Origin of the sequence: Streptomyces sp. NBC_00162, assembly GCF_024611995.1 — a bacterium.
Classification (GTDB): domain Bacteria; phylum Actinomycetota; class Actinomycetes; order Streptomycetales; family Streptomycetaceae; genus Streptomyces.
Map to the genome: position 1 here is coordinate 98,196 of NZ_CP102509.1, position 26,503 is coordinate 124,698.

The 26,503-nt window shown below is 69.1% G+C and carries 25 protein-coding genes; 14 read left to right on the forward strand and 11 right to left on the reverse strand.

The window, feature by feature from the left end; genetic code table 11:
- Nucleotides 1-23 precede the first annotated feature (23 nt).
- The 10 genes from JIW86_RS00550 (at nt 24) to JIW86_RS00595 (ending at nt 7,743) form a co-directional block, all read left to right on the forward strand.
- The gene (locus JIW86_RS00550) at nt 24-740 is read left to right on the forward strand and encodes an SAF domain-containing protein (RefSeq protein ID WP_257551996.1); all 717 of its coding nucleotides are present in this window, start codon (nt 24-26) and stop codon (nt 738-740) included.
- Nucleotides 740-1,561, forward strand: coding sequence for a hypothetical protein (locus tag JIW86_RS00555; protein WP_257551997.1), 822 nt, complete (start codon nt 740-742; stop codon nt 1,559-1,561). Before JIW86_RS00550 ends, JIW86_RS00555 begins: the two co-directional genes overlap by 1 nt.
- Nucleotides 1,551-3,113, forward strand: a complete 1,563-nt coding sequence (locus JIW86_RS00560) for an ATPase, T2SS/T4P/T4SS family (RefSeq protein WP_416237500.1) — start codon at nt 1,551-1,553, stop codon at nt 3,111-3,113. The genes JIW86_RS00555 and JIW86_RS00560 overlap by 11 nt, the downstream gene beginning before the upstream one ends.
- A complete protein-coding gene (locus tag JIW86_RS00565; protein ID WP_257551999.1) occupies nt 3,110-4,033 on the forward strand; it encodes a type II secretion system F family protein in 924 nt (307 codons plus the stop codon). Before JIW86_RS00560 ends, JIW86_RS00565 begins: the two co-directional genes overlap by 4 nt.
- Nucleotides 4,030-4,908: a type II secretion system F family protein gene (locus tag JIW86_RS00570; protein WP_257552000.1), complete on the forward strand. Its 879-nt coding sequence runs from the start codon at nt 4,030-4,032 to the stop codon at nt 4,906-4,908. The genes JIW86_RS00565 and JIW86_RS00570 overlap by 4 nt, the downstream gene beginning before the upstream one ends.
- Before the next feature lie 14 nt (nt 4,909-4,922).
- Entirely contained in the window at nt 4,923-5,108 is a 186-nt protein-coding gene (locus JIW86_RS00575) for a hypothetical protein (RefSeq protein ID WP_257559626.1), read from the forward strand.
- 89 nt (nt 5,109-5,197) lie between these two features.
- Nucleotides 5,198-5,581: a TadE family protein gene (locus JIW86_RS00580; protein WP_322975598.1), complete on the forward strand. Its 384-nt coding sequence runs from the start codon at nt 5,198-5,200 to the stop codon at nt 5,579-5,581.
- 103 nt (nt 5,582-5,684) lie between these two features.
- A complete protein-coding gene (locus JIW86_RS00585) occupies nt 5,685-6,035 on the forward strand; it encodes a pilus assembly protein (protein ID WP_257552002.1) in 351 nt (116 codons plus the stop codon).
- 1 nt (nt 6,036) lies between these two features.
- The gene (locus JIW86_RS00590) at nt 6,037-6,480 is read left to right on the forward strand and encodes a pilus assembly protein TadG-related protein (protein ID WP_257552003.1); all 444 of its coding nucleotides are present in this window, start codon (nt 6,037-6,039) and stop codon (nt 6,478-6,480) included.
- A gap of 81 nt (nt 6,481-6,561) precedes the next feature.
- Nucleotides 6,562-7,743: a LysM peptidoglycan-binding domain-containing protein gene (locus tag JIW86_RS00595; RefSeq protein ID WP_257552004.1), complete on the forward strand. Its 1,182-nt coding sequence runs from the start codon at nt 6,562-6,564 to the stop codon at nt 7,741-7,743.
- On the opposite strand, the gene JIW86_RS00600 is transcribed toward JIW86_RS00595, so the two are convergent.
- Nucleotides 7,632-8,690 (reverse strand): hypothetical protein, encoded by a 1,059-nt coding sequence (locus JIW86_RS00600; protein ID WP_257552005.1) that lies wholly within the window; start codon nt 8,688-8,690, stop codon nt 7,632-7,634. The genes JIW86_RS00595 and JIW86_RS00600 overlap by 112 nt on opposite strands.
- 365 nt (nt 8,691-9,055) lie before the next feature.
- Between JIW86_RS00600 and JIW86_RS00605 the strand changes: the two genes are divergently transcribed.
- The 4 genes from JIW86_RS00605 to JIW86_RS00620 all read left to right on the forward strand — a co-directional run bounded on the left by JIW86_RS00605 (nt 9,056) and on the right by JIW86_RS00620 (nt 13,113).
- Entirely contained in the window at nt 9,056-9,805 is a 750-nt protein-coding gene (locus JIW86_RS00605) for an AfsR/SARP family transcriptional regulator (RefSeq protein ID WP_257552006.1), read from the forward strand.
- 73 nt (nt 9,806-9,878) lie between these two features.
- Nucleotides 9,879-10,433, forward strand: a complete 555-nt coding sequence (locus JIW86_RS00610; RefSeq protein WP_257552007.1) for an SMI1/KNR4 family protein — start codon at nt 9,879-9,881, stop codon at nt 10,431-10,433.
- A gap of 940 nt (nt 10,434-11,373) precedes the next feature.
- The gene (locus JIW86_RS00615; RefSeq protein ID WP_257552008.1) at nt 11,374-11,619 is read left to right on the forward strand and encodes a pentapeptide repeat-containing protein; all 246 of its coding nucleotides are present in this window, start codon (nt 11,374-11,376) and stop codon (nt 11,617-11,619) included.
- Between the two features lie 732 nt (nt 11,620-12,351).
- Nucleotides 12,352-13,113, forward strand: a complete 762-nt coding sequence (locus JIW86_RS00620; protein WP_257552009.1) for a hypothetical protein — start codon at nt 12,352-12,354, stop codon at nt 13,111-13,113.
- Nucleotides 13,114-13,316: 203 nt separating this feature from the next.
- On the opposite strand, the gene JIW86_RS00625 is transcribed toward JIW86_RS00620, so the two are convergent.
- The 10 genes from JIW86_RS00625 to JIW86_RS41900 form a co-directional block, all read right to left on the reverse strand.
- Nucleotides 13,317-13,961, reverse strand: coding sequence for a dihydrofolate reductase family protein (locus JIW86_RS00625; RefSeq protein ID WP_257552010.1), 645 nt, complete (start codon nt 13,959-13,961; stop codon nt 13,317-13,319).
- Between the two features lie 506 nt (nt 13,962-14,467).
- On the reverse strand, nt 14,468-14,914 hold the full coding sequence (locus JIW86_RS00630; protein WP_257552011.1) for a hypothetical protein: 447 nt from the start codon (nt 14,912-14,914) through the stop codon (nt 14,468-14,470).
- A 696-nt stretch (nt 14,915-15,610) separates the two neighbouring features.
- Nucleotides 15,611-16,141 carry a hypothetical protein gene (locus JIW86_RS00635; RefSeq protein ID WP_257552012.1) on the reverse strand — a complete coding sequence of 177 codons (531 nt, stop codon included), beginning with the start codon at nt 16,139-16,141 and terminating at the stop codon, nt 15,611-15,613.
- 310 nt (nt 16,142-16,451) lie between these two features.
- Complete coding sequence (locus tag JIW86_RS00640; protein ID WP_257552013.1) at nt 16,452-17,267, reverse strand: hypothetical protein; 816 nt, start codon at nt 17,265-17,267, stop codon at nt 16,452-16,454.
- Between the two features lie 143 nt (nt 17,268-17,410).
- Nucleotides 17,411-17,899, reverse strand: a complete 489-nt coding sequence (locus JIW86_RS00645; protein WP_257552014.1) for a hypothetical protein — start codon at nt 17,897-17,899, stop codon at nt 17,411-17,413.
- On the reverse strand, nt 17,896-20,304 hold the full coding sequence (locus tag JIW86_RS00650; RefSeq protein ID WP_257559175.1) for an NACHT domain-containing protein: 2,409 nt from the start codon (nt 20,302-20,304) through the stop codon (nt 17,896-17,898). Before JIW86_RS00650 ends, JIW86_RS00645 begins: the two co-directional genes overlap by 4 nt.
- Nucleotides 20,305-21,001: 697 nt before the next feature.
- Complete coding sequence (locus JIW86_RS00655; protein WP_257552015.1) at nt 21,002-22,657, reverse strand: DUF2637 domain-containing protein; 1,656 nt, start codon at nt 22,655-22,657, stop codon at nt 21,002-21,004.
- Between the two features lie 272 nt (nt 22,658-22,929).
- Entirely contained in the window at nt 22,930-23,250 is a 321-nt protein-coding gene (locus tag JIW86_RS00660; RefSeq protein ID WP_257552016.1) for a DUF6087 family protein, read from the reverse strand.
- Between the two features lie 202 nt (nt 23,251-23,452).
- A complete protein-coding gene (locus JIW86_RS00665) occupies nt 23,453-23,800 on the reverse strand; it encodes a hypothetical protein (protein ID WP_257552017.1) in 348 nt (115 codons plus the stop codon).
- 57 nt (nt 23,801-23,857) lie between these two features.
- The gene (locus tag JIW86_RS41900) at nt 23,858-24,727 is read right to left on the reverse strand and encodes an excalibur calcium-binding domain-containing protein (protein ID WP_416237501.1); all 870 of its coding nucleotides are present in this window, start codon (nt 24,725-24,727) and stop codon (nt 23,858-23,860) included.
- Nucleotides 24,728-26,503 lie beyond the last annotated feature (1,776 nt).

Here is a 26,503-nt window from a genome sequence, read left to right on the forward strand (position 1 = left end):
CGTGTCCTTTGGAGGCACCGCACGTGAGCACCACCACCACGCCCGTGCCGGGCCAGGCGTCCGTCCCGCCGCCCGCCGGTCCGGCCAGCGGGCCCGCGGCCGCACCGCGCGTTCTTCGGCAACGGCGCCGCCGCCCCGGCCTGATCGCCCTGTCGGTCGCCCTGATCACGGCCGGGGGCCTGTCCGGGGCGCTGCTGTTCACCGCGTCCGGGCAGCGGACTGCTGTGCTGGTGGTGGCCCGTGACGTGCCGGTCGGAGCGGCAATCTCGGACGCGGATCTGGCCCCGGCGTCGCTCGCCCTGGACCCGGCAGTCAAGGCCGTGCCGGTGACGAAGAAGGCGGGCATGGTCGGGCAGCGGGCCGCCGTGGCACTGAAGACGGGGGCGCTGCTTTCTCCCGGTCAGGTCACTTCCGAGTCGCTGGTCAAGGCGGGTGAGCAGCTGGTGGGCGTGGCATTGAAGCCGTCGCAGCTTCCGGCGAGCCGGCTGGCGCCGGGGCAGAAGGTGCTGATCGTGTCGACGCCGGATCCGGCCCAGGCGGCTGGGAGCGGGAAGCCGGGTGACGGGGCCGGGGCGCCGAAGACGCTGGCCGCGACGGTGGTTGCCGTCGGTCAGCCGGCACCGGCGACGGGGGTTGTGGTGGTTGATGTGGCCGTGCCGGCCGCTGACGGTCCCACGCTGGCCGCGCGGGTGGCGACGGGTGCGGTCGCCCTGATCCTGGCGCCGCAGGAGGGCAGCTGATGGCCGTCATCGCGCTGGCCGGGGGCCTGGGCGCCCCGGGAGTCACCACGGCGGCGATGGCCCTGCTGATGACGTGGCCCCTGGCGGAGGGGCAGCGGGTGGTCCTCGCCGAGGCGGACCCGGACGGCGGCGCGGTCCTGCCAGGTGCTCTGCAAGGGACGTTGGACAACTCTCACGGGATGCGGAATCTCGCGGTGGCGGGGCGTCAGGGTCAGTTAGGTGAGGCGTTCTGGCGTCAGCTGGTCGATGTCACCGACGAGGGGACCCGCGATCGTCTGGTGCTGCCCGGTCTCTACGACCCTGCGCACGCCTCCGCGATGGAACCAGTGTGGAAGCCGCTCGCGAATATGTTCGCGGGGATCGAGGCGCACCAACACGACGTCCTGGTGGACCTGGGGCGGCGCGGCGCGTTCGGGCCGTCCGCGGTTCTCGCCCAGCGGGCGGACGTCGTCCTGATGGTGGCCCGTACGACCCTGCGCAGCCTGCAGAGCGCGCAGGTGCGCCTGAATGCGCTGCGCGAATTCCTCGGCGGAGGCGCCGAACTCGGACTGCTCCTCGTCGACGAGGGCCCGTTCTCCAAGGAGGAGGTCCGCCGCACGCTGGAGGCTCCGGTCACGGCAGTGCTGCCGTGGCGACCCAAGGAGGCCAAGGTGCTGTCCGACGGCGCGGAGCAGCCCCGCAGGTTCGAGTCCAGCGAGCTGATGCGCTCCGCGCGTTCGGCTGCGGTGCGGGTACAGGAGCTGGTGGCGATCCGCCGCTCCCGCCTCGCCCCGCCGCCTCCCGCGTCCGCACTGGGGCGGGTGGTGAACCGTGCGCGCTAACCCCCTGCACCATGACCCGCGGGTCGCCCCGGCAGCCAACTCGCTTCAAGCTCGCCTTGCCGCGCCGCAGCAAGTACCCGCGCCGTACAGGCCTGCGGATTCCGGCAGCGTGGGGAGCACGAGCATCCAGGCCGCTCCCCCGGGTGCTGTCCTGCCGGCGGCGGCCACGCCGTCGGCAGATATCGACTATGCGGCGGTGCGGCTGATCAAGAAGGAAGTCGGGGAGCGGCTGACCAGCCTTCTGCGGGCCCGGCCCGGTTTAAGTGCGGCCGCGCAGGAGCAGCAGGGCCGGCACCTGATCAATGAGCAGGTGGCGGTGTGGTCGGATGCCGAGGCGGTCAAGCGCGGGGCTGCGACGAGTCCGGCCGAGGACGCGGCGATCGCGCAGGCCGTGTTCGATCTGCAGTTCCGGGCCGGCCGGCTGCAGCAGCACATGGACAACGCGCTGGTGGAGAACATCTTCATCAACGGCTTCCAGGATGTGTGGCTCGACTTCACCGACGGCCGCCGCGTGCGGGTAGCGCCGGTCGCGGACTCCGATGAAGAGCTGCGTGAGCTCCTGCGGGATCTCGCACGGCGCACCACGGGCCAGGCGGAGCGGAGCCTTTCGACCGCCGACCCGTTCCTGGCGCTGCGCCTGTCGGACGGGTCCCGTCTGCAGGCGGTCATCGACGTCACCCCCGGCACCTACGTGACCATCCGCCGGCACAGCATGCGCCACGCCGACCTGCCCGCCCTGGTCGAGCGGGGAATGCTCGACACCACCCTGGAGCAGTTCCTGCGCGCGTGCGTACGGGCGGAGAAGAATGTGATGGTGGTCGGCGGGCAGGCCGCCGGCAAGACGACCCTGCTGCGCGCGCTGCTGAAGGAGATCGACCCCGACGAGCGGTTCGCCACGCTCGAGACTGAGTACGAGCTCTTCGCCCACGAGAACGGGCACCACCGCCAGGTCGTGCCCATGGAGGCGCGCGAGTCCAACGGCGAGATGGTCGCAGGGCAGGCCGCGGGCGAGATCACGCTCATGGACCTGATGTACCGGGCGCTGCGCATGACGCTGACGCGGATCGTGGTCGGTGAGGTCCGCGGGCCGGAGATCGTGGCGATGCTCCAGGCGATGACGAACGGCGCGGGCGGCAACCTGTGCACCCTGCACGCCATCCACCCGTCCGTGGTCTTCGACCGGATCGCCGAGCTGTACCTCCTCGCCCAGGCCAACATGAGCGAGGCCCTCGCCTACCGGCAGGCCGCGAACGGGCTGCACTTCATCGTGTTCGTCAGCCAGATCGATGAAACGAAAATCGGCGGACACCGCCACCGGTTCATCTCCCACGTCCTGGAGGTCACCGGCATCGGCGAAGGCGGACGGCCCGAGACGAACGCCATTTTCGGGCCGCGCACAGAGTGGAGCGAGCACCGGGCCGTGCCGCTCATGCACCCGCGATGCATCAACGACCTGCGCCGTGCCGGCTTCGACGCCGCCCTGCTCAACGTGCCGGGCGGGGCCTGGGCCACGGCCCTGCCGCTGCTCGTTGATGAGGGGGCAGGCCTGTGACCGCGCTGCTGTTGTGGGTACTGGCCGGGCTCGCGCTCGCGGGCGGCATGGTGGGACTGGTCTGCGGGGTCGTCGGAACGACTGCGCCGAAGGGGCCGACGCTGGCCGCCCGTGTCCGTGCCGGCCGTCAGCTGACGGGGCGGGATCAGCAGATGGCTCGCCGCACCCGCCTGGCCGGCGGCGCCCTGGCAGGGGTGCTGCTGTGGCTGGTGACCGGGGTGTTCGTCGCCGGGGCCCTGATGTTCCTGGCCGTGATCGGCGTGCCGTGGCTGCTGGCTCCGACAAAGTCGGCGACCAACCGGATCGGGAAGCTGGAAGCGCTCGGCGAATGGACCCAGCGCCTGGCCAACACCCTGCGCCTGGGCCGCGGTCTGGACGAGGCCCTGCAGATCTCCCGCAAGGGCTGTCCCGAGGAAATCGCCGCCGAGGTCGGAGACCTTGTGGACCGGCTCCACGTCGGGTGGCGGCCGACCGATGCGCTGCGCCTGTTCGGTGACGCCCTGGACGACGTCACCGCCGACAAGGTCGTCGCCGCCCTGGTGCTGTCGGCCGCCGACCGCGGCCCGGGCCTCGCCCAGGCGCTGGAGGACCTGGCGGAGTCCGTCCACGAGGAGGTCGCCCGGCGGCGTGCGATCGAGTCCGACCGGGCCAAGCCCCGCACAACGATGCGGTGGATGACCATCATCACGCTCGGTGTCGTCGGAGCCGGTTTCCTCATCCCCTCCTACACCGCCCCCTACGGCACCCTGATCGGCCAGCTGGTCCTGGCCGTCCTCGCCGCCGGCTTCGTCGGGGTCCTCGCGCTGATGCGGCAGATCGCCGACACCAAGCCAGTCCCCCGCTTCCTGATCGCCGACCCCCGCAGCGCCGTCACCCCCGCCCCTCTCCCCGACGTCGAGAGCGCGGAGGTGCCCGCATGATCCCCGTTGCCGCGGTCCTGGCCGGTGCGTCGATCGGCACCGGCGCAGCGCTCCTGATCCGTGAGGTGCTGCGCCCCGCGCCCGCGCTCGGGCCGGCGCTGCGCCGCCTGAACGAGCCCGCGCCGCCTGCCGTCGAGGAAATCGCAGACCGTGACGAGCGGTGGGGCCGGTGGCTGGTGGAGCACCTCGCCGATCTGCCCGGGGTGCGGATCCCCCACAAGGATCTCGCGCTGACCGGCACCACCCCGGCCAGGTTCCTGCTGACGAAGGTGGCCCTGGCCGGGGGCGGTCTGCTTTTGCCTCCGCTGTCCACGATCCCGCTCCTGCTGCTGGGCCTGCCGCTCTACCTGCCCGCCATCGTCGGCATCCTGGCCGCCGTCCTGCTGTGGTTCACCCCCGACCTGGCCCTGCGCGATAAGGCCAAGCGGGCCCGCACCGAGTTCGCGCACGCCATGGCCGCCTACCTCGACCTGGTCGCGCTACGCCGCGCCGGGAACGTCTCAGCGGAGCAGGCCATGGAACAGGCCGCGCAGACCGGGCAGGGCTGGGCGTTCGTGCGGATCCAGGGAGCGTTGGCGCGCTCGCGGGTCGACAAGGTCCCGCACTGGGAGTCACTGGCCCGCCTGACCGCCGAGCTCGACCTGCCCGTCCTGGACGACCTCGCCGCGATCATGCGGCAGTCCGCCGACGACGGCGCGTCCGTCTACACCACCCTGCGCTCACGCGCCAAGGCCCTGCGCACCGAGCTTCTCGCCGCGCAGGCGGCCGAAGCGAACGCCGACAGCGAGAAGATGACCGCCCCCGGCGCGCTCCTCGCCGTCCTGGTGATGCTCCTCATCGCCTTCCCCGCAATGATCCGCATGCTCAACACCTGACAAGGGAGACCGTCATGACCAAGTACGCGATCCGCATGTCCCAGTGGCTGAAGTCCCGCGTCGAGTGGGACAGCGACCGGGGTGACATCTCGATCACCACCATCATCATCTGGGTCGCCGCGGTGGCCGGTGCCATCGCGATCGCCGGCACCATCGGCATTGTCATCACCCGCTACAACACTTCCCTCTCCGGCGTCTGAGAGGGGCGACGAGGAAGCGGGGGAGGCAGGTACGGGTGGCACACCAGTACAAGTCCCGGGGTGAGCGCTGGCAAAGATCGGGCGAGCGCGTGCGGTGGGGGGATGACCGTGGGGAATCGTCGATCCAGATGGCGATCGTCTTCCCGTTCGTCATCCTGGTCACCGTCGCCGTCGTGCAGGCCTCCATGTGGGTCCACGCCCGCAACATCGCCCTGACCGCAGCCCGCGAAGGCGTGGCCGCCGCCCGGACCTACCAATCCCCCGACGACGCAGGAGCCGCGCGAGCCCGCGAAACGCTCGGCCGTATCGCGGGCGACAGCCTGCGCGGACCCGCGGTCACCACCGCCGGGAGCACGGCCACCGACGTGCGGGTGACCGTGACCGGCAGCGCCCCGTCCATGCTGCCCGGCCTCTCGGGCCTGTCGGTGGCGCAGTCCGCTTCGGCGCCACGGGAACGGTGGACCACCCCATGACCACAGCCCGGCGCGGCCGTTGGGTAAAGCGGCTCCGGGACGACCGGGGCAGTGAGGCGATCTCCGCCGCGATCGTCACCCCCTGCTGCTGATGCTGCTGTGCATGGCGATCGCCGGCGGGCGGATCGTCACCTCCGGCGCCAAGGTCGACGCGGCAGCCGAGGACGCCGCCCGCGCCGCGTCCATCTCCCGTACCTACGGCAGCGCGCAGGCCGAGGCCTCCGCAGCAGCCGCCCGCTCCCTCGACGACCAGGGCATCCGCTGCGCGTCCACGTCCACGACCATCGACTCCTCAGGGCTGGCCGTCCCCCTCGGCCAGGTCGGCACCGTCACGGTCACGATCTCCTGCACCGTGCCGCTGTCCGACCTGCTGCTGCCCGGGGTGCCGGGCAGCAAGACCATGACCAGTTCGTTCACCTCCGTAGTGGACGCGTTCCGATCCAGGGAAGGCTGACATGCAGGCCCCTGCAACACGTGGCGCGCGGCTGCGCGGGGACGAGGGCGGTATCGCCGTGTACACCGCGATCTGCACCGTCGCGCTGCTGGGGATCATCGGCCTGGCCATCGACGGGGGCGGCAAGCTCCGCGCCACTGAACGCGCCGACGCGGTCGCGATGGAAGCCGCCCGCGCCGCCGGGCAGGCCATCGATCCCGCCTCGGCGGTCACTGGCACCGAGATCCGCGTCGATCCCGAAGCCGCGCAGGCCGCCGCCTACGCCTACCTCGCCCGGGCCGGCACCCAAGGCACCGTCGCCCTGTCCGGGGACCGCACCCAGCTGACGGTCACCGTGAACGACGCCTACCCGACCAAGTTCCTGTCCGTCGTCGGGATCGGGTCCATGGACGTCACCGGCCACGGCAACGCCCGCCTGCTGCACGGCGTCACCCAGCCCGAATAGCGAACCCGCGCAAGAAGGGGCCCGTACCATGCCCAAGCCCACCACCCCCGCAAGCCGCCCGGCACCAGCCGGGCCAACGGCGTGCGTACGGCGGCCGCCCTGCTACGCGGCCTGCTCAGCCTGGCCGTCCTGCTCGCCCTGCTGGGCGGCCTGCCCCTGCTGCTGTGGTGGGCCACCGCAATCGTCGGCCCACCCGGACTCGCAGTCCTCAGCTCCCTGTTCACCACCGACGACTCGGGCCAGGTCTTCCTCCTCGCGCTCGCCGCCGCCGGCTGGGCAGGCTGGGCCGCCTTCGCCATCGCGGTCCTGCTCGAGATCCCCGCACAGCTGCGCGGCCGCACCGCCCCGCAGATCCGCGGACTCGTCGGGCAGCGGGCCGCCGCCGCCCTCGTCGGCGCCGTCCTGCTCGCCCTGCCCACCGGCACGGCCCTCGCCGTGCCTGCCACCGCAGCACCTGCAGCCGCCGCCACGGGTGTCAGCGCGGCCGCCGTCCCCGGCACCGCAGCCGCGAGTTTCTCCGGCTCGACAGCGTCTTCCGAAGCCGGCAGCACGCACGTCTCCTACGTAGTGCGCGATGCACGCCCGGCCGAGAGCCTGTGGTCGATCGCCGAGGCGTCGCTGGGAGACGGGCAGCGCTGGGAGGAGATCGCCGCGCTCAACGAGGGCCGCACCATGCCCGGCGGGCTGGTCTTCCACGCCGAGAAGCCCATCCAGCCCGGCTGGACCCTCCACCTCCCCGCCGATGCCCGCCCCGCCCCGAGCGACGGCGCCGCACCGCAGCAGGCAGGCAGCCCGGCCCCCACCAGCATCTATACGGTCCGCGACGGCGACAGCCTCTCCACCATCGCCGCCGAGCAACTCGGCGACGCCGACCAGTACGTGCACATCTTCGAACTGAACCGCGGCGGCCCGCTCCCCGACGGCGGCACCTTCACCGACCCCGATCTCATCCACCCCGGCCAGCACCTCACCCTCCCCGACACCGCCAACCCGACCCCGACCCCGGCAACACCGCCGCCGACGGCTCCGCCGGAGCCTCAGGAAGCCTCCCTGGAACTGGCCCCACGGCCAAGGAGTCCCCTGCACCGTCCACGCCGCCGGCTCCCGCCACAACCGGTGCCGCGACACCGGCAACGCCGACCGCCGGCCCCTCAAGCACGCCGCCGACGCAGTCCTCCGCCCCGGCCGTACCGACGCCCGAGGGCGCTTCCGAGGCCCCGGCATCCGTGCACGGCCGGGACAGCAGCATCAACTGGGCGCTGATCGGCGGGATCGGAACGCTGCTCGCCGCGTCCCTCGCCGGTGCCCTGGGTGTGCGCAGGATCCTGCAGCAGCGCCAGCGCCGAGCCGGCCAGACCATCGCCCAGGACGAGAATCCGACCGACCTCGAGCAGCTCCTCGCCGCGACGTCGCAGCCGGCAGGCATCGAGCTGCTGGACCAGCTGCTGCGCACCCTCGCCCACCACGCCGCCGAACTCGACATCCCTGTGCCCACGCTGCGCGGCGCCCGGCTCGACGCGGCCGGGGTGACGCTCCTGCTGGACGAACCCGCCGACCCCATCGCGCCCTTCGCCGAGGGACCCGCCCCGCGTACGTGGATTCTTGATCCGCAGGCCGAGCTCCTCGCCGCCGAAGACCTCTCCGGCGTCCAGGCCCCCTACCCGGGGCTGGTCACCCTCGGCACCGACGGCGACGGCCTGGTCCTCATCGACCTCATGACCTGCCGCATCCTGCTCCTGGACGGCAGCGACGAGGAAGTCCTGGCCGTGGCACGCGCCCTCGCTCTGGAGCTGGGCACGTGTGCCTGGACCGATTACAGCGAAATCCTCACCACCGGGCTTGGCGCCCGCCTCGCCGGCCTCCTGCCCCAGGGCCGCATCCGCACGATGCCGCACCTGCCAGCCGTCGCCGCCGACCTCGGCGAGCTGATGCTGGAAGCCCACCAGAGCGGCGAACAGGTCCTGCCCTGGCTGACGGTCGGCGCCGGGGAACTGGACGACGAGCATGTGGCGCAGCTCGCCGACGCCCTCGCCGCAGGCCGCACCCTGGACACCGCAGTCATCCTGCCCGCCAGCACAGCCACCCAACGTTGCTTCCCCCACGCCGAAGTCCTCACCGTCGCCCACGGCCAGGACGCCCCGGTCGCCGTGCTGGAAACGTCGGTGGATCTGCAGCGGATCAGCGACGAGCAGTACCGGCAGTACGTCCACGCCCTCACGGTCTCCACCCAGGAACCCGAAGCGGCGACCGGACCGTGGGAGCACGCTGAGGACCACGGGCAGGCCGCCGCCGGAGGCGCCCCGCTCACCGTCCATGCCGTCGGCGACGGAGCCCTTGACCCGGGCAACCCCTTCCCCGCCCTCCTCACCGGAGCCTCTGGCAACGGCCCGGCCGCCAGCAACACGGGAGCTGCGGAAGCAGGGGCGGGCGAGAAGGGCGCAGGCGACGCCACGCCCAAGGCGGCAGCCGACGCCAGTACCGGCCCCCGGCCGTTGCAGCTACACCGACCCCAACGTCTGCGCCGGAATCCCCGCTGCTTCCCCAGCAGACCGCTCCTGAAGAAGACGGCGCCGGCGTGCGCATCGACGTGCTGGGGTCACTGCGGATCACCGGCAGCGGCATCTCCGCGCACAGCCCGCGCACCACCGCCGTCGCCGCGTACATCCACCTGCGGCCCGGCCGCAGCGCCGACGCCCTGTGCGCGGCCATGGACTACGCCAGCCCCTGGTCCACCAGGACCCTGCACTCACGCCTGTCCGAACTACGCAGCACCATCGGCCTGCACACCGACGGCCAGCCACTGCTCCCCCGCCCCAAGACGGGAACCGGATACACCTTCCACCCGGCCGTCACCTCCGACTGGCAGCTCTTCCAGGACCTCGCCGGCCGGGGTCTTGCCGCTGGCCCGCTCCACGGCATCGAGGACCTGGAGGCGGCGATGGCGCTCGTACGGGGCAAGCCGTTCGACGGCCGGACCCTGCCCTGGGCGGACCCGGTCATCCAGGACATGCTCTCCAGGATCACCGACACCGCCCACACCCTCGCCCGCTGGCATGCCGACGGTGTCCTGCCCGATCTGGATGCCGCCCGCCGCACCGTGCACAAGGTCCTGGACGTCGAAGAAACCTCCGAAGTGCTCTACCGCGACCTGCTGACCATCGAAGGGGCTGCGGGCAACGACGCCGCGGTCCGCCGGACCGTCGCCCGCATCCAGCAGATGGCACGCACCTACGACCTGACCCTCGAAGACGCCACCGAGGACACCATCACCCTGGTCCTCTCCGGCAAGCCCGCCCCCACCGACACACACACGGTGCGGGCCTGAGATTGTCATTGGAAAGTTCTTTAACCTTGGGGCGCTCGATGGGTTGTCAGCGGTGGCTGGCAGGATCACAGGCGTGGCAGATTTCGGTGATCTTGTGGAGCGGGTAGCAGAGCGCGCTGGGTCCGAAGCGGAGGCACTGACTTCTCCTGTGACTGAGGAGGAGCTGGCTTCTGCAGAAGCCGCTCTCGGTATGGCACTGCCCCCGCTACTCGCCAGGCTGTATCGAGAGGTCGCCAATGGCGGCTTCGGCCCTGGCTACCAGCTCTTTCCGTTGGTGGGGCAGGGAGAGACTGCCGTCGAGGCATTCCGTACCGAGCGAGCTCAGTCGGCGGGTGAGGACGATCCGCACTGGCCGACCGGGATTCTGCCGATCTTGACCTGGGGTTGCGGGATGTTCGCTGCCGTGGATTGCCATAGTGAGGCGGGAACTGTACTGCTCTTCGAGCCGAACGCCGGCGAGGACGGCTGGGAGCACGCCTGGTTCGTCGATGCCGATAGCCTGAACGCGTGGCTGGAGACGTGGCTCTCTGGCACCGGGTGGTACGAGGCGGAGGCATTCGAGGAAACTGAGACGAGTGAGCCGCAGCCTTGGAAGCCCGCCGCTACCCGACTGTCCGCCTCCAAATGAGCCGATCGGGCACTCAGCTTGAGCCTGCGGCCTCGAACAGCACCTCGAACTGGGTAGCTCACCTGGTCATTCGCCGGACGTGCGGGCGGCCTCCGTCTGATCATGCGCTCCGACCAAGCTGCACGTGACCCCGACGAAGGCCGTGAGGGTGAGTCTGCGAACTCATCGGACAGCCTCCCCAGTCAGTGACCGGTCAGCGTAGCGGCACCTCCACTCACCGGCCCGCTCCGCGCACGTAACCATGCCCACGGCCCGCGGCGCGGGCAGCGGTCAGGGTCCGGAGTCGTGGTGACCGGTGACATGGAATTCGGTCATGACTGGTGACCGGCGAGCCGCCGATCGGTCACACCAGTCACCGGCGCTCGAATCGGGCCTCGTCACCGGTCACCGGGGCCCGAATCGGTCACACGAGGATCGGTCAGCACTCACCGGCCCGCTCCACACCAGTCACCAGACCCACGGCCCATTGCGCCAGCGGTAGTCAGGGGTGATGAGACCTCGGAAAACGGCTGTGGCGGATATTTTGTGACGGCCAGTTCTAAACATCCGCCATGACCGGCTGGCTTTGTACACGTCGAAGAGCAGCGTTTCGACAGCAGTTCGCGAGTCACCCTGGCCATCGGCGCCGAGCCGCTGTTCATGACGACGGGAGGCACCGCCCACCGCTGGAAAGTCGTACCGACGGTCTGGGCGTCCCCCAGGCTGGGTCCGGCCTTCGGGGAGCATCGGTACAGCGCTGCTCCGGGACAACGGCTGCCTCGGCGGTGGGCGGGTCTTCTGGGCCGCCGACCTGTGACCCGCACGCCGTCGGACGAGGCGTCTGGGCGACACGGCAGCTTCGGACATTTATCCCCGTATCCGGTACGACCGCGTGCTAATGATAGGGGGCAAATAGTCCCAAAGCAGGAGGTATACGAAGATGCGCACAACTCTTCTCCGTGTGACGGCAGCGCTGGGTGCCGCGGCAGTGCTGGCTATCTGCGGCGCCGGCGCGGCCAGCGCCGACGGCGTCGGCAACGCGGGAGTCGGCAACGCAGGCGTCGGCAACGCAGGCGCTTTCAACGGCGGCATCGGCAACGCTGGCATCGCCAACTGGGGTCTGGGCAACGCGGGAATCGCCAACACGGGAATCGGCAGCCACGGCATCGGCAACACCGGCATCGGCAGCTCCGGCATCGGCAATTGAGACGGGCTCACGGCCCCCGCACCACCGGGTCACACGACGCGCCCGGCTGACGCCGGGCCGGTCCACCCGGGCTGCCCGCTCCACCAGCGGCCGGCCCGGGTGTGAGGCCGCGCTGAAGGGCTACGGGCGCGAGCGCACCGCGCTGAAGAAGCAGTACGAGCCCGTGAACTGGCTCTGGTCGGACAGTGCGGCCACCGTGAACCATCTCTGACGATCCATCATCTCGGTCGCCTTGCCGGGTGCGGTGTGGCTGATAGTGCGGCCCGCGGACCTCAAGTCCGTCCAGCGCACCCTTCGCTCCCAGGGCCAGCAGCCGATCCAGGGGCGCGACTATAACTGTCACTCAGCGTGCAGGCTCCACGGAATGTGAGCCAGAACCCGAGTTTTGACAGCCCTGGGGAACTTGCCATGGCTGGCAGCATCAGGGTGCCCCTGGTGAAAAATCCTGGTCATGCCGCAGATGTCCAAGGTCGATTTGTACGCGGCGATCCGACGTGATCATTGTGCGGGCATGAGCTGAGGAAACCGCCAAGGCCGGCTGACCGCCCGAGGTGCTGTGGACGGTCACGTAATTCCCCAGGGCTACGATCACGTGATTCCCCAGGCTGTCATCCCGACGTTCCGGAGGGGTGTCCGGAGGCCGGCGTGCCTGACAGCAGCCCGGACTACCGACCCGAGCAGGGCCACGCGAATTCACATGACAGCTGTGGTTGGCTCCACGACCATTGGCTGATGACCATGCAACCGGACCTTCTCAGCCTGAGCATCGTGTGCCCACCGCCTGACGAGGGCGGCGTGGAGGTCCGCCCGATCGTCAATGGCGGGGATCTTCTGGCTGATGTGGGCCCTGGCGGCGTGGGAGGCTCCCGGTACCTGGGAGTGGGCCCCCGGTATCTGTTGGACCGGGACGGGTCGTTGCATGCCACCGCGACGCCCCACGAGGCTCGTCTCGCTTGGTCGGGGTGTGGTGTGGAGGAGTGCTGCGGTGCCCTGTACGTGACGGTCACGCGTGACGGGGATCATGTTGTCTGGGCGGGCTGGCGCGACCCGGCCAACCAGGACGTCTCCCTGCCGGAGCTTCGGTTCACCGCAGCTCAGTACGAGGCCGAAGTCCTGCGAGCCGGAGAGGACCGTAGCTGGGAGTGGCCGGCAGGAGCAGTTGCGCGGCTGCTTGAGGCGGGGCTGAGGGGACGCGGGGACTGGCTCCTCCGGTGGGAGTGCGAGTTGCAAGACGTCTGGGCCTCCCGCAAGCAACCCGACCGAATCCACGTCATCCTGATGCATCCCCCTAACGGGCCCGATACGGATCTGCCCTGGATCCAGTTCGGGATGACTCTCCCGATTTCCGCGGACGACCCATCGGACCAGGCCGAGCGCCTTGAAGCGCAGCTGACCGCTGGCGATCCCCGTGCCACCGCCGAGGTCTGGGGAGGTTCGCATGATGCCGAGCAACTGGGCTACCCATGGCCGCCGGTCGACCCGCTGCTCACGTGAACGCCAGGGAGAGGCGGGCTCGGACCCTGCCATTGGGCATCCACTCGCAACCGCCATCCCCATGGGGAAACGTGACCGTGCGGGTGGGGAATTGCGTGACGCCGATCATGTAGATCGTGGGGAAATGCGTGACCGTCGACAGGTGCGACTCGACGGCCCGCCTCAGGGCTGGACAGCCAGCCGGGGCCAGCCCTGAGGACCGGTCATTTTCGCCAGAACAGGTGGTGCGTCACACCGCTCGGGCTGGGCACGACCTCGAGGTGGAACCGGTCGAGCAGCTCTTCGGGTGACTCCCAGAGTCGTACTCCGGACCCGAGCTTCACCGGTGAGACCGCCACGTGCATGGTGTCGACGAGGTCGGCGTCAAGGAACTCCCGGATGGTGGTGGCCCCGCCGCCGAGCCGGACGTCCTTGCCCTGCGCCGCTTCCCGTGCCAGTTCGAGGACCGCGGCCGGGTCGCCGTCGACGAAGTGGAACGTGGTGTCGGAGAGCGTGAACGAAGGACGCTTGTGGTGGGTCATCACGAACACCGGGGTGTGGAACGGGGGCTCTACACCCCACCAGCCGCGCCAGTCGTGGTCTTCCCAGGGCCCGCGCTGGGGCCCGAATTTGTTGCGGCCCATGATCTCGGCCCCGATGTTGCGTGCGTAGTCTCGCGTGAGGTAGTCGTCGAGGCCCCGGCTCCCTCCGGGGTCGGTGCGCATGGGCCAGCTCGCGGTGGCACCGGCCCAGGAGAACAGCCTCTCGGGATCGACATGCCCAAATGGCCTCTCGAGGGTCTGGTCCTCACCGGCACCGATCCCATCACTCGAGACGTTGAAGTTCTGGACTCTCAGCAGCTGAGCCACGTGCTCCTCCTGTGTTGTCGACGACGATGGTGAGACTTGCCGGGCCGGGAAAACTCATCGCTGCGTCCGTGACCGGTCAGAAACTGGGCTACCCAGAGTATTCCGACCTGGGAGGTTTGCGCGGTTTGGGCAGGCAGGCTCCTGTCGTGAGGGGGCGTCCGCCCCTCTGCGGAGCCCTTCACTTTCTGCTCGGTCATCGAGGAGGCTTCAACGTGCTGTCACAGACGGCGGCCAGCCATGCAGTGACGTGATTTCTCGCGAACATTCAGGCCAACCGTCGACCGCCAACTGACGCCCGAACCGATGGACAATCGCTGCTGCTTGAAGGGTTCTGGCTCAACTTCTGTGGTGACAGCTCGACGCTCAGTACTTCGGGACGCTGCACAATGAGAACCAGCAGGTCAGCGCGTTGGCCCGAGGGTGGGCACGAGCGCGCCCGGCGCAGCTCCACAGAAGTTGAGCCAGAACCGCTTGAAGTGAACGAAGCCACGCGGCCGTACAGCCACTCAGGCCGTCGGAGCGCGCAGTGCATCCCTGGCGTACCGTGCCGCGGCGAGGACCTCGGCGCGGGCGGCGCGCTCGCTGGCCGGCGGGCGGTTCTGCCACTCGGCACGCACCTCAGCCACCGCCACGCAAACAGCCTGAACCTCCGCCACCAGGTCCGCTTCGAGCTCCTGGGACTGCGGGCCGGTCACCATCACCGTGCCGTGAAGACCGTACGGCAGCTCGATCCCCCGCCACACCGAAGCCAGCACCCACACGGCCAGGTTCAGCGGAAGCCGCTCTGCCTGCCCATTGCCATGCACGTGGAGCACAGCACGGCGGTGGTAGACCCCCGTATCCGCCGGGCCTGCGACCCCGGCCCGGATCAGCAAGGCCCTTTGCAGCTCATCATCAGACCACGGCATCAGGGTCGTTCCACCGTCGGGATCGACACACAGCACCGAACTCATCGCACAGCCTCCCCAGTCAATGACCGGTCAGCGTAGCGGCCTCCACTCACCGGCCCGCTCCGCGCAAGTCACCAGGCTCGGCCCGCGGCGCGGGTAGCGGTCGGGGTCACGAGCCGTGGTGACCGGTGACATGGAATTCGGTCATGACCGGTGACCGACGAGCCGCCGATCGGTCACCAGTCCCCGGCGCTCGGATCGGTCACGCGAGGATCGGTCAGCACTCACCGGCCCACCCCGCACCACTCACCAGGCCCACGGCCAGCTGCGGGGGCGGTGGTCGGGGTCTCGGTGACCGGTGACCAGTGCCGAGGAAATCGGTCGTGACCGGTGACCGACGAGCCGTCAATCGGTCACCGGGCACCCGGGCCCAGATCGGTCACCAGTCACCGGCCCCCTCCTGCACCAGTCACCAGCCCACGCCCCGCAGCGCGGGACGGTCGACGTCTCGGTGACCGATGACCCGTCGATCGGTGACCGGTCACCCGGCCCGGGATCGGTCACCATTCGCTGGCCACCAGCCCGGTCGCCTGTCAGCCCAGGCCTAAGCCACCGCGGCAGCCCCACTCACCGGTGATCTGCGAGCCGTCGATCGGTCACCAGTCCCAGCGCTCGGATCGGTCACCCGAGGATCGGCCTCCACTCACGGCCCGCTCCTGGGCCTGATTCCCAATGACCGTTGTCAAGCGTCGAGGGTGACTATGGGGTGGCTGATGTCACGCCGATGGCACGGCGGAACCTTGCCCACAGAGAGGTCGGCGAGGCGGCGCCGGAAGCTTCGGCAGGAGAGCTGGTCTCCTGTGATGTGGCGATCTGCTCTGCTCGAACATCATGGGCGTCTCCGCGGAACGCGACGGCGTCCTCCCCGATCCCGACTGTCTCCAGGAGGGTGTCCAGGGCCTTGTCGGCTTGCTCGTGCGGCTGGGTGAGCCAGACATACGAGACGCCGAGCGGATTGCCGTCGTGCTTGCTGATCGCGAAGCTGAACCCTTCCAGCCGGAACAGAACGACATCGAGCTCGTCCAACCCGTCCCACGACCGCTCCACGTGCAGACGCAGCCGCTGAGCGACCGGCTGCACCGACAGCGCCAGCACTCCGATCATCTGGAACAGCGGGGCGGAGTGCTCCCAGACGCTGTACTGGTTGGCGGGGTTCTTGCCTGTGTAGTAGGGCGGCTGCGTGGCCGGCTGCCAGTCGGGCTCAGGCCCCGGGACCTCGATCTCTGTCACAGCAGCTCCTCCCCACGGCCACCCGCCAACTGGTGATCAACCTACCTTCACCAGGATGGTCGGCCTTATACGGCGCCGGTCAGGACTGGTAGCGGTGGCTGGGCTGTGACGCTAGGCGGGGAGCCCGAAGCCCATACCCGTCATTGACGGTTACCTATCTCGCGGCCATGTGACTTCCCGTTAGGAGGCGACAGGCGGCGGTCAGCGTCCCCATGAGGGAATGTGACCACCTGGGTGGGGAACTACCTGACGCCGAACTGGCCGAGGTGGGGAATGGGGCGACCGTCGCCATCCCAGGTCGGCGGTCGGATCAGGGGGCCCAGGGCAGTCGTACGGCCTCGATCTCTGAGTCGTTGAGGAGGGCCTCGACGAGCGGGGCCGGGCCGGCGACCTTGGTGGCCCACACGTCGTAGTCCGTGCACAGGACCCAGGACCCGTCGTGGGCCCAGAGGTTGGAGGGGGTCCAGCACTCTTCTTCGGGGTGGTCGTACAAGGCCTTGGCGTCCGCGAGCCGACCGGCCCGGACGTGCAGGTTGTCGAAGTCCTTGGCCCTTTGCCCGAGCGGGGTGTAGTAGGCCAGGCAGCGGGTGTCCGCGCCCTGAGGGCTGTGCTCGGTGAGGATCTCGACCAGTCGGTTCCAGTCGGCACGGTCCAGGCTGCCCTCGGACGGACCGGTGATACCGACCGGCCAGCCGCCCGTCTCGCGGAGAGAAGGGAAGGACGTGTAGCAGGGCAGGCACCCCTCGGCGGCCACAGGATCTCCGGTCCGCCGGGCGAGCTCAGCCCAGCGCAGGCGGCGATAGCGTGGCCCGGGGTGCTCGCCTGTGGACTTGGCGAAGGTGTCCGAGGGGTCGGTGAGCACTTCCGCGGGGTCGAGACCCGGGATGATCTCTGGGCTGGTGCTGTTCCTGTTCAGGAAGGCCCTCCGGTACTCGACGTACGACCTGCCGAAAGGCCCGAGTTCATGTTCGTACATGGCATGGAGTACCCAGGCCGCGTCGGGCAGCGCCGGCGGCATGAACCCGGTGAGCCCGTCCTCGGCGGCCAGTTCCCTCAGCCAGTCGGTCTCCGCGGGCGCGGCGAGCGGCCAGCGGGCGGTCGCCAGAGCGGCGGAGGTCTCGTACATCAGCTCAGGATATGAGCACAGATCCGGTGCTGCTCAGGCGCCTGCCCGGTCTAGACTCGGCTGTCCTCCTGGCGTAGTCGTCACGGAAGAGCGGTCAGAACCCTTCAGTTGGCGAGTCTCGCCAGACAAGGTGCTCAGTCGTGTCAAGTCGTGTCGGAGGCCTGCTGTTCGTATGCCGCCGCCAGCTGTGTCTGCACTCTGGCGTGCCGGAACTGGTACACGGCGCCTTCTTGCCGGAGAACTCCGCGACGATGGGACTCCTTCAGGAAGGTCATCAGATGCCAGGGCAGCTTGCCGGTACCGCACAGCCACAGGCGTGCAGTGAGGAACCAACCCCACGCGCTCAAGGCGATAGCGAGGGATCCGACCAGAGGCCAGACGAGCGCCGAGACTTGGCCTCCCAGGGAACTCTCCTGTTCCTGCAGAGCCAGGAATGGCAAAAAGGTGGCAAGGCTGCCGAAGAGGGACACGATGAGGCCCTGGGCGATCGCTGTCGTTCGGTCCGTGCGCAGACTCGCTCGCGGACTCAGCGCGCAGACGATGTCCACCGGTGAGAACAGCCACCTGTGCAGTGCGGCGACGATGCCGCCGACCAGGCCGATGGCCAGTCCGCCTACGAGGCCGAAGGTCACGGTGTTACTGAACCGCAGCCCCGGGCCCGCCTCGGTGAGCCATTGAAGTGTCGGAGGGGGCAGTTGGTCCACGGGGTACCAGGGGTACCAGTTGGCGTAGGTGCCGTCGGGAAGCCTAATGACGACCGGGGCGATGTCGAAGCGGCGTGTTGGGACGTGAAGCTCGATGAGCCCACGGAAGGTGGTACACCGTTTCCCTTTGCGCATGCCTCCTTGGTGAACTGCGGCGTACCCGCCCAGCTGCGCTTGTCGTCGACGCGGACAACCTCAGCCTCACGTGAGGCGCGCACGAATCGCTCGCCCTCCGGCGACTTGCAGTGGCTCCAGCCACCCGGGGTTCTCACGCAGTGGATTCCTGGACGCAACGTAAACGCATCGGGGCCTTCGGGAATCGCCTGGTGCATACCGGTCCGGATGGCTAGTGCGGCCCCCGCCGCCAGACCGAAAGAAGCGCCGAGACAGAATCCGGCAATCAGCCCAGCCGACAGACCCCGGCCCATTGCCTGGCCCAGTCGCCGCCGCCTCCTGGCTCTTCCTTGGGGCCTATGTCGGGCCGCCACTGTGCTCCCGACATCCGGGCTTGCCTTCGCTCCGCTGACAGCTGTCAGCGCATAAAACAGCGTAATTACCGACACAGAAACGCCGATAACGAGGGTGTCGCTGCCCCAAAGCAGGTAAGAACCGACCGCGGTCAGCACAGCGGCGGCAGCGAGAACGAGGGCTGTCCTGGACTGGCGACGGCCGCTGAAGGACGCAGTGGAGGGTACCGGCTCGCCGACGATGCCGATCACAGCCAGGACCACGACGGTGGCCAGGCCCGCGGTCAGCGCCAGCCAAGCTGGCTCCCCGCCGCGCACCAAATTCCAGGGGTCGGACTTCCGGGGTCCCAAGATGAAGGGGTTGAATGCCTCGCCACCGAGGCGTGCTGTGGTGCCAACGATGGCGCCAAGTACGACGGCCGTTCCTACGACCGGGAAGAGCCCTCGTACGACGCGGCCTCGTTGTAGCAGCGTCAATCCTGGACCATGCGACAGGACGACGTACCCGATGCAGACGCCGACAAGCACGGCGATGGCTGCCACGGGTGCCACCAATCCCGCCGTCGGAGCCAGGGCGAGGCTGATCGTGACGCCGACGGCTCCCAGAAGCAGGATCGGCCCGAGGCGGCGCAGAGGCCACGGCAACGCCAGTCGCAGGCGCCACCAGGCAAGATCACGGGCTTGACGACGTTCCAGGTGTGCGGCGAGGAATCCGAGCCATCGGCCAGCCTGGTCGGCTTCAGGAGAATCGCTGAAGGCCGCCGGCACGAATCCCTCGAGTAGGTGCTGCTCAAGGTCGGCGGGGTTGGTGAAGCGCGGATCGAGGAGCTCTGCGGGGTCGGCCCTGCCATTGCCGTAGACGGCACGCGCCATTGCCACCATCAGCGGCGTCTGGAGGACCTGGCGCAGTGTGCGGCAGACGGGAGCGTCCGGATGATCTCGTAGGTTGGCGAGGACCGGGTCCCAGCGCGTGGTTCGTTCTCCCGCAGCTCCTCGCATCGGTCGCGCGGTGCGTACGAGGTAAGTGCTCACGTCGTCGAAGGAGGGCGGGCTCAGTTCTACGACCGCGGCTGATGTGAAGGCATCCCCGCTCTCGACCTGCTCGGCATTGTCGTGCGTTCGACAGGTCAGCAGGACGGGGGTGGCGGTGTCCAGCTCAGCGTTCAGCCTGCTCACTGCACGGATCCGCAGAGGTGGGGGAATCTCGTCCAGGCCGTCCAGTACCAGCAGAACTCGGCCGTTGGCCAAGAGCTCCTGGACTCGTGCGATCCCTATGGTGGCCAGCGAGGCCGCCGCCCAGGTGCGGAGGCTCTCGCGATCAGGCCGCCAGCTGGAGAGCGAGAGGATCACCGGGACAGGTTCGCCGGGTTGGCGCCCCCGTAGTACGTCCAGAGTGAAGCGCACTGCCAGGACTGTCTTGCCGCTTCCTGGAGCGCCAAGTACCACCATCCGCTTGGAGGGCACCCGGTTGAAGACCTCGGTGATGTTCTCCCAGCGGTCGCCGGGGTCTACGGTGTCGTGCCAATCGCCGCTTGCGTCGGACAGCCACGGTTCCGGCAAGGCCCAGGGCACGGGCAGCGGATCGGGATCCTGCAGCCGACGCAGCCGCCACTCCTCCTGCCATTCGTCCTTGACAGCGTCAGCCAGTCGCCCGGAAAGGCGGTCCAGCCGCTCGGGGGATGAAGCCTCCTGCTCGGCTTCGGCAACGTCATGGAGCAGGTTCCGCACCAGGCCGCCGGCGGCCACAAGGAATGCCAACACCGCGAGCAAGGTCCCGGGCTCGGCGAAACCCCTCCCGTTCCGCGCTGTGACGATGACGAGGGCAGCGGTGATGATCAACGCCGTCACCCAGATACCAAGCCGCATGTACCGCACGTCAAATGCTCCCGTGACGACCAATTCCCTGACGGAGGAATACTTTCTGTAACCACTTCGGCGCCGGCACGCGCCGCGCCGGGTGGCGAGGTGCTTCTGGAAGGGCTGGTCTGGGCGGAGACAGCAACTCCTGAGGCCAGCCGAGGCGCGACGTGCAGCAAGGTTCTACAGATCAGTCCGAGCGATCCCGGCCGTAGTGCCCATGGGGCGCGTCGCCAGTCTCGACACGCCAGGACATGGGATGGCGCTCAATCCGCCAACTCGACCGCTCACTCGCCAAATGAAGCGCTCCGTCACAGCTCCGCGCAAGTCACCAGGCCCACGGCCCGCGGCGCGCGCAGCGGTTCGGGTCCGGAGCCGTGGTGACCGGTAACGTGGGAATCGGTCATGACCGGTGGCCGATGCAGGCCGAGCCGGTCACCGGGGGCGCAGGGCGGTCACTTTGCACACCGGTCATCGGTCAGGTCAAAGGCGTGTGGCTGCTGGTACCGGTCACGGTCGAGCGCGTTGAGTGCGACGGCGGACCGCCGCGCTGTCACCCGTCGCTCAGGAAGACTCTGGTTTGGGCTTCTGATCGGTCGTGGCCAGCGCCGATCGGGAACACCGTCACCAGTCACCAGCGTCGGTCACCGGTGCTCAGTCACCAGGGTCACGGTCAGGGTCGCCGGTCACCTGGGGGCTGCCCCCTTCAGACTGAGCGAAGGTGTGTGCGCCCCTGCTGGCGGCGTTGCTCGGCAAGGTGCTTGACTGCGTCGATCACGCGGCGCTGCCCGGTCTTCGGGGACACCTTCAAGCGGCGGGCAACCTCTGCCCCGGACAGCTTCGCACCGGTTTCCTCTGCCTCGGCCAGCCACGCAGCGACGGTGAGGATCTGCTGCTGGAGCGGGTCCAGGTCAGGCTCCTCGGTCTGCTGCTGGGGCAGCCGAGCGGCAGCCGCACCGGTGTCGGTGACCGTGGCCTCCCAGTTCCCGGCCTCCCCTACTCGGGCTGAGGCGGGATCGGTCAGCGCGTCAAGGGACGTCTGCTGGTGACTTCCTACGGTCGACAGCCGGTCATCCGGCGCCGCCGAGGGCGCCGGTACCTGACCGGACGCAGGATCTACGGCGGGTGCGCGGACGTCACTTCGGGCCGCCGCGGGCTCAAAGAACGGGTGGGGACCGTCGCCCGTACCGTGACCGGTCACCGAATCGTCGGCGGTCCGGACCGTCCGGACGCCGGGGAACCCGGTCAGCAGTTCCTCCACCTCCGTCGTCGGCAGAGGCGCACCCGACATGGGGTCCACTACTCCGTAGGCCTCGGCCAGGTGAGCGACGAATACTGTGGCGTCGGGGAACTCGCCGATGCGCGCGGCGTAGGAGCGGTATGCCTTCCAGAGCTCCATCTCCGTCATATGAGCCGACTGGGCTCGGGGAGCGGTTGGCTGTGGCCTGCTCGTGGTTGATTCGTATTCCGGACCGTAGGGGTGGGCGCGGCCAGACCAGTCCTGATCGGCAGCCGGCTCCAGCGCGTGTGTTAAACCCCCACCGCGAGCTGAAGGGTCCGCTACGGCCGGCTCCCCCACCGGGCCGTGGGCGGCGAGCGAAACGGCTTGCGGCGTATCGGCCCGCTCCACCGTCAGGTGATCGGCAGTGTCCGGCGCCGGGGGCAGCAGCGCCGGGTCGATGCCCGCCGCCGCCAGCCCCTCCGGGGCCGTCTGGGACAGGGGCACGCCGATCCGGGCCAGCTTCAGCGGCATCAGGGCCTCCACCGGAGCCTTGCGCCGCCAGGAACGCCCGTACCGCGCCTGCAGCCGCGCCTGGTAGATCAGCCGGTCCTGCTCCATGCCGACCGCCTGCTCGTAGGAGCGCAGCTCCCACAGCTTCATCCGGCGCCACAGCTTGAAGGTCGGCACCGGGGACAGCAGCCACCGGGTGAGGCGCACGCCCTCCATGTGCCGGTCCGCGGTGATGTCCGCGATCCGGCCCACCGCGTGCCGGGCGGCCTCGACCGTCACCACGAACAGGATCGGGATCACGGCGTGCATGCCGACACCCAGCGGGTCCGGCCAGGCCGCGGCGCCGTTGAACGCGATCGTCGCGATCGTCAGCAGCCACGCCGTCTGGCGCAGCAGCGGGAAGGGGATCCGGATCCAGGTCAGCAGCAGGTCCAGCGCGAGCAGGACGCAGATGCCCGCGTCGATGCCGATCGGGAACACCAGCGAGAAGCTGCCGAAGCCTTTCTGCAGGGCGAGTGCCCGCACCGCGGAGTACGAGCCCGCGAAGCCGATGCCCGCGATGACGACGGCTCCGGCGACCACGACGCCGATGAGTATCCGGTGCGTACGAGTCAGCTGTAACCGAGTCACGTGCTCGTATCCCTCCGTCAGTTCCTGATCACGGTCACGATCTCACGCGGGTGTGACAGCGGGTCCGGAAATAGCACCGCCGACTGGCGGGCGGCCGCCCGGACCCTGCCAGACCCTCCTCATCTCGGCCACCGACAGGCAGCGCGTCGTCAGGGGTCGTCAGCCTGGCTTCGGTCGCTACCGCCTTCTCAGACTCCAGTGCGACAGCGGAGGTCGTTCGGGCGGGGCATTGATGTGTGCGGGGCAGCGGCATACATGCCAGGTGCGGGCGGTCAGGGCCGGGGCTTCCGGTGACGTCCCTTTCCCGGGGCCAGGGGGTTTCGGCCGGGGGTGGGGCCGGGCGTCTCGGCCTGGGTGGTGGGCAGGGCTTCAGGCGGCGGGCTGAGGGCGCGGCATGCCGCCGCGTAGTTCTCCACCATCGTCAACGCCTGCCAGGCGAATCCGTCCCACTCCAAGATCATGCGCGGGGCATCCGGATCAAGATGGGCGGCGCGCTGCTGCCCGGTGCCGAGTGTGATGGCCTTCAGTTCGCCGGGCTTGCGCAGGCGCCCTTGGCGGCGGGCAGCCCACCGGTCGAGGGGTTCATCTTCCACGTCGTACCTCCCTGGAGAAGGGGCAGCACCCTACCGAAGCCGGACAGCACGGCACCCTGCTTCCGATGGTGGTGGGGGCGGGGCGGCGGTGTCAGACGAGCAAGGGCGGGGCTCCCCAGGTCAGTGGCCTAGCCAAGCAATCTCAGAATGCAGAAATAGCGAAGCCCCGTGCCAGTGAACCGGTCGGGGGCTTCGCGTGGGGTTACTTCGCGCGCGCCACGCGACGGCAGGCGACCTCATAGGCGGTGCGCTCTGCCTTCTCCGCGTAGCCGTGGCCCGTCTCACACCAGGGGTTCACGTCGCCCGAACCGGCGAATGCGGCACCCTTCTTCTCGCCCGCTACCCGGGCCCGGAAGACGGCCTCGGACACATCCTTGGCAGGGTCGAAAGTCTCCGCGGGCACTGTGGATGGCTGGGTGGATGGAGTGGTAGCGGGGGGCGTCTGTCCCGCATTGCGGCCCTTCTCGGCCTGTTCGTTGGCCGAGCCGCACGCGCCTACAGTGGCCAGGGCGAGTATCGCGGCGGCAGTCGCCCAGACGATCTTCTTCATTCTTGCAGTCCTTCGTTGGTGTCGTGCTATCGGCGGCGCTCTCGGGTTCCGTCAGCTCTATTCGCAGGCCACGCCGTCGCCGTCTTTGTCGAGATGGCGGCCGTAGCCAGGGTCGCCGCGACGGATCGGGGCGGCTCCGGCGGCGCGAACAGCCGTGCAGTTCTTGTAGTAGACGCTGCCGCCGGCACCACCGGTAGACGCTCCGCCCGAAGAGGAGTTGCCGGAGTCGTCCCTGTCTCCCGGAACCTCGGGGTCCGGGTGCAGCTGGGTGTGCTCCGCTGTTGGGCAGGCCGTGCCGGGTGCCGCGACCTTGAGATAGGCAGTCACGGTCTTCGGGTCCTTGATTTCCTTGCCCTCGGCGGGGTCCTGGAAGCAGACGGTCCAGTCGTCCACGGTGGCCGGGAGGGTGACGTCAGTGTAGGCGCTTTGCGGTTCGATCGCCTTGAGCCCGATGGGCCTGAAGGTCTCAGACGCCTTGGAGAAAGTGAGACTGACGACCTTCGGCATCTTCGGGTACGGCAGCGGGTCGCCGTCCTTCGCCGGGCACGGCGCCTCGTTGCGGACCACACCAAAGTCGAGCGTGGGCATCTTCCCGACAGGCTTAGCCGCCTGAGTCTGGAAGCAGACCCTCCAGTTGTCGTCATCCCACTGACTGGCGTCGTCTGGGGATGCGTCGTGCGAGATCGCGTTGTAGCCGTCCGCGTACGCCACGGCTTTGGCGTCCTTGAGAACCTTCCCGACGTAGCTCAGCGCCGCGCTCTGGGACACCGTGGGGGTGATGGCAGGAGTCTTCGTAGCCGCCGGATGCTGGGCGGGCTTCGCGTCAGCCTGAGTTTCCTTCGGGGGATCTCCAAGGAGGGGAGTTAGGAACCAGAGGCCGGCGAGCACGGTGGCGATGATCTTCTTTGCCTGGTTCCACTGACTCACCCAGGCCAGCGCGATACCCGCCGGGGGAGGATGAATAGGGCGACGATGATCAGTGCCGGGTGCTGCCACCAGCGCCGTACGGGCGAGTGCGGGGAAGGGCACGGCGGTGGGTAGGTCACGTGGCGTCCTTCTGGCATACGTGGTGTGGGCTCGGCGAGCCTACATAAGATTGAATTTTGTACCGGTCGGTACGCAGGACGAGGTACTTGACCCGTCGAAGCCCTTCTATGCAGCGGTGACGGCGACGAGTTCGCGGACTCCGCTCAGGTGGGGGTGTTTGGCGTAGAGGTCGTCCACGATCTGCCGAATCGCAGGCCGGTCGCGGACTTCTCGCGAAGGTCGAGTCGGCGGAGTTGTTCCTCCACTTCGAGCAGTGGTACTACGCGCGGCCGGCGGCACTGCGGCGATCCGGTCACGCGTCCCGCCCGGGATCGTTCAGCGCGGACGGGCAGACCATGACGGCCGGTTGGCGCCGCAATGAGGGCAAGTGGGTCGACGTCACTGCCCTCGTGCCTGATGTCCGGCCGCGCGGCTTCGCGCTCGACCCCAACAACACGTCTGGTGACTACCGGCCGGGCGCACGGCGTCGGGCAGCAGTTCCCGCCGCAGCTGAAGGTGAGGTATGTGAAGCAGGGCATCCAATCCGTTAGATCTGGAACAGCTCATTGAGCAGCGGTCCGTCTAATCGATTGGGTACTCCCAGAAAGGGTTGTATCCCTGCTCGTCACCATTATTCTTGGCTGAGTGCTCACGCACTGAGTCTCAATCGCGCGCAAGTCCAGGGAACATGATGCCCAGTAGAGCGATATCGAGGGAGGGTCATGCAGGAGAGCATGGGCAAGTGGCTGGGACGCTTAGGGAGGCGTGATCTGGCGCTCGTTGTCATCGGGGCAGCGGTCTCCGCTGTGGTGACGAAGGCGCTGGACCTGCTGATCTGAACCGGCCCCGACGTGGACTAGACGTCGGGGCCGGTGGTCTCGTGGCCAGTGTCCGGCCCTGTCCCTGCTGGGGGCAGGGCCTTCTCCCTGTCGGCGGCCCACGCATCGATCTCCAATTTACCCACGACGGTGAGCTGAGTTAATTCTTACGTGTCACGCGAATTCGTGTCCACCTATCCGTGCGATTCGCACGCGAAGCGTCCAGGACGCGCACGTACGATCGGATCAGGCGTGGGGCTGCTGGAAGTGATCAGAGGTGATGCAGGGCCATCTGGAACAGCTCGGCATCCCGTACACCGGCTCCGGTGCCTTCAAACCCCTGGCTCGCGCCGCCCTCACCGGCCTCGTCCACGCCCGGTCCTGACCCGCCGCACCAAGACCCCGTTCACCGGCGTCTACGACGACCTCCGTGTCAACGCCCCTGCCCTGCGTGCTCTCCTCACCCGATCGGCCCTGGCCGAGACGGGCCTCATCGACGCCACCGCCGTCCTGTCCTCCCTGGACCGGACGATCCACGGCTCCCCGGCCGATCTCGAGAGAGCCTGCACACCCTGGTCGCCATCGAGGTGTGGCTGACGAACCGCCCCACTTCCTTCGACGCCTGGTGGGAGCCGACACCGGCCCGGGAGACCAGCCGATGACCGCGCCCCGCGTTTATGTCTCACGCGGCCCCGCCGGAGCGGCCGTTCTCGACCTCGCGACCGGCCGATGGAAGGTCCTCGACCCCATCGCCGCCGATCTCCTTGACTGCCAGCGGGCGTCCTCGAACGGGCTGCTGCCATCGAGGAGGCCACCGCCCGCTCGACCGCGTCCGGCGCCGACCCCGACCGGGTCCGGG

What these genes read in the sequence shown, in the direction of transcription:
- JIW86_RS00620 (WP_257552009.1), top strand. Translation starts at nt 12,352, where the DNA reads ATGACCATGCAACCGGACCTTCTCAGCCTGAGCATCGTGTGCCCACCG.
- JIW86_RS00590 (WP_257552003.1), top strand. Translation starts at nt 6,037, where the DNA reads ATGCAGGCCCCTGCAACACGTGGCGCGCGGCTGCGCGGGGACGAGGGC.
- JIW86_RS00555 (WP_257551997.1), top strand. Translation starts at nt 740, where the DNA reads ATGGCCGTCATCGCGCTGGCCGGGGGCCTGGGCGCCCCGGGAGTCACC.
- JIW86_RS00650 (WP_257559175.1), bottom strand. Translation starts at nt 20,304, where the DNA reads ATGCGGCTTGGTATCTGGGTGACGGCGTTGATCATCACCGCTGCCCTC.
- JIW86_RS00630 (WP_257552011.1), bottom strand. Translation starts at nt 14,914, where the DNA reads ATGAGTTCGGTGCTGTGTGTCGATCCCGACGGTGGAACGACCCTGATG.
- JIW86_RS00585 (WP_257552002.1), top strand. Translation starts at nt 5,685, where the DNA reads ATGGCGATCGCCGGCGGGCGGATCGTCACCTCCGGCGCCAAGGTCGAC.
- JIW86_RS00640 (WP_257552013.1), bottom strand. Translation starts at nt 17,267, where the DNA reads ATGTACGAGACCTCCGCCGCTCTGGCGACCGCCCGCTGGCCGCTCGCC.
- JIW86_RS00570 (WP_257552000.1), top strand. Translation starts at nt 4,030, where the DNA reads ATGATCCCCGTTGCCGCGGTCCTGGCCGGTGCGTCGATCGGCACCGGC.
- JIW86_RS00665 (WP_257552017.1), bottom strand. Translation starts at nt 23,800, where the DNA reads ATGAAGAAGATCGTCTGGGCGACTGCCGCCGCGATACTCGCCCTGGCC.
- JIW86_RS00575 (WP_257559626.1), top strand. Translation starts at nt 4,923, where the DNA reads ATGACCAAGTACGCGATCCGCATGTCCCAGTGGCTGAAGTCCCGCGTC.